This is a genomic window from Catenibacterium sp. CAG:290 (genome assembly GCF_000437715.1).
GTDB classification, from domain to species: domain Bacteria; phylum Bacillota_I; class Bacilli_A; order Erysipelotrichales; family Coprobacillaceae; genus Catenibacterium; species Catenibacterium mitsuoka_A.
On record NZ_FR898784.1, the window covers coordinates 1 to 2382 of the forward strand.

At 31.9% G+C, this 2382-nt stretch carries 3 protein-coding genes; all 3 read left to right on the top strand.

Features of this window, described 5'->3' with window-relative positions; genetic code table 11:
* Positions 1-43: 43 nt before the first annotated feature.
* Complete coding sequence (locus QVO42_RS10420) at positions 44-202, top strand: sortase B protein-sorting domain-containing protein (RefSeq protein WP_353867239.1); 159 nt, start codon at positions 44-46, stop codon at positions 200-202.
* Between the two features lie 124 nt (positions 203-326).
* Positions 327-1697 (top strand): sodium-dependent transporter, encoded by a 1371-nt coding sequence (locus QVO42_RS03140; RefSeq protein WP_022424728.1) that lies wholly within the window; start codon positions 327-329, stop codon positions 1695-1697.
* A gap of 257 nt (positions 1698-1954) precedes the next feature.
* Positions 1955-2382: helix-turn-helix domain-containing protein (locus tag QVO42_RS03145; protein ID WP_288163700.1), on the top strand; the 428-nt coding region annotated here is incomplete at its 3' end.

The window sequence follows — 2382 nt, forward strand, 5'->3', positions numbered from 1 at the left end:
AAGATAATTATCAGCCTCTATAAACTGTCTATTTCATCTATCTCTGAAAACAGAAGTTGTACTAAATAAAAAACAAGTAGCAAAAAAAGAAGAAAAAGATAAAACACCTGCTAAAACAGGGGATAATACACAGTTAGCTGTATTTGCAATATTGTTCTTATTATCTGGAATTTATCTCTTAAGAAGAATGAAAAAGAGTTAGTATAAGACAGAATCTCAATCATGAGATTCTGTTTTTTAAGTTCTTTAATTTTTTATTCCCTTATTCTTCTATTATGATATAATGATGATTGTTCTAAAAAAAAGACAAAAGGAAGAGGGATTTTATGAAAAACAATGAAAAGAGAAGTACTTTCTCAGGAAAGCTAGGATTAGTCCTCTCTGCTGCAGGTGCCTCTGTAGGTTTAGGAAATATTTGGCGTTTCCCATATCTTGCAGCTAAATATGGAGGAGGAATCTTCTTATTAATCTATATTATTCTTGCACTCACATTTGGTTATACAATGATTATTGCAGAAACCACAATTGGAAGAATGACTAGAAAGAGTCCAGTAGGCGCTTTTAGAAAATTTGGAAACTCTATCGGGCATAAGTTTGGTGGATGGATCAATGCGATTATCCCTATATTAATCGTACCTTACTACTCTGTTATTGGTGGATGGGTCATTAAATACCTTGTTGAATATGTTAAGGGTAACGGTCATGCTTTATCATCTGATGGTTATTTCTCTACATTTATTTCTAATGGTGTTTCAACAGAATTGTGCTTTATTGCCTTTGCATTATTAACTTTATTTATTGTATTTGCAGGTGTTAAAAACGGTATTGAACGTGTCTCTAAGATCATGATGCCAATTCTAGTTGTATTATCATGTGTTATTACTGTTTATTCAGTTACTCGTCCAGGTGCACTTGAAGGTGTAAAGTACTTCCTTGTACCTAATTTTAAGAACTTCTCATGGATGACAGTAGTCACTGCAATGGGACAGATGTTCTATTCTTTATCTATCGCAATGGGAATCTTAATCACATTTGGTTCATATACAGAAAAAGATGTCTCTATTGAAAATTCTACAGAAAATGTAGAAGTATTTGATACAGCTATTGCGATTATGGCAGGATTGATGATTATTCCAGCTGTATTTGCCTTTTCTAACGGAAATATGGAAAACCTTAATGCAGGACCATCTTTAATGTTTATTACTATCCCTAAAGTATTTGATAGTATGGGACTTGGAACACTTATTGGTATCCTATTCTTCGTATTAGTATTATTTGCAGCACTTACTAGTTCAATTGCTCTAACAGAATGCGCTGTTTCTACATTCCAGGATGAACTTGGATGGAGTAGACATAAATCAGTTATTATTCTTGGATTCATCATGCTTGTATTAGGCTCATTATCATCACTTGGTTATGGACCACTTGCATCTATTCAGATTATTGGAATGCAGTTCTTAGACTTCTTTGATTTCTTGACTAATTCAGTGATGATGCCAATCTCTGCAACATGTGTATGTTTATTAGTATCTAAAGTTATTGGTGTAGACAAGATTGCTGAGGAAGTTAAATCTCACAACAATCCATTTAAACGTGAGAAAATCTTCAATTTTATGATTAAATATATTTGTCCAATCTTTGCGGCTATTATCTTGTTAAGCTCAGTTGCGAATGCATTTGGAATCATTAAGATGTAAAACAGGTTTAGGCCTGTTTTTTTCTTTGCATCTTATGCGAGATTTGTAGTCATATATTATTTAATTGTATACTATAGCATTTGAGGTTGTTGCTATGATTTATTTTGTAATTAGTAGTTTGGTGATGACAATGTTGATTGTATTTAGTATTAGATAGGTATGACACGCTACGTAGCATATATTTGTATGAATGATACGGATACTTTCTTGTGAAATAAGTATGAGATAAGTATACTTTGAACTAGGAGGACAAATATATGACATTAGGAGAAACAATTAAGTATTATCGTACACAATTAAACTTATCACAAACTGAACTAGGAGATAGAATAGGTGTATCAAGACAGGCAGTAACGAAATGGGAAACAGATGCAGGAATACCGGATATTAATAATATTCAAACACTTGCAAAGGTATTTCAAATTTCTATTGATACACTTCTTTCTCATGAACATGTACAATCATTATATAAGAGCAAGATAGAATATGATTTGGCACAACCAATGGACTTTGATATAAATCTATCTAGTTTAGGAGATGTTTTGATAGAAGGTTATGAAGGAGAAAAGCTTATTATTACTCTTTCTTCTTCAATCTATAAGGATTTACAAAAGGATTTTAAAATTAAATTAGATGAAAATAAAGCAAGACTCGATATAGACTTAGAGACAAAAGAATATGTCAC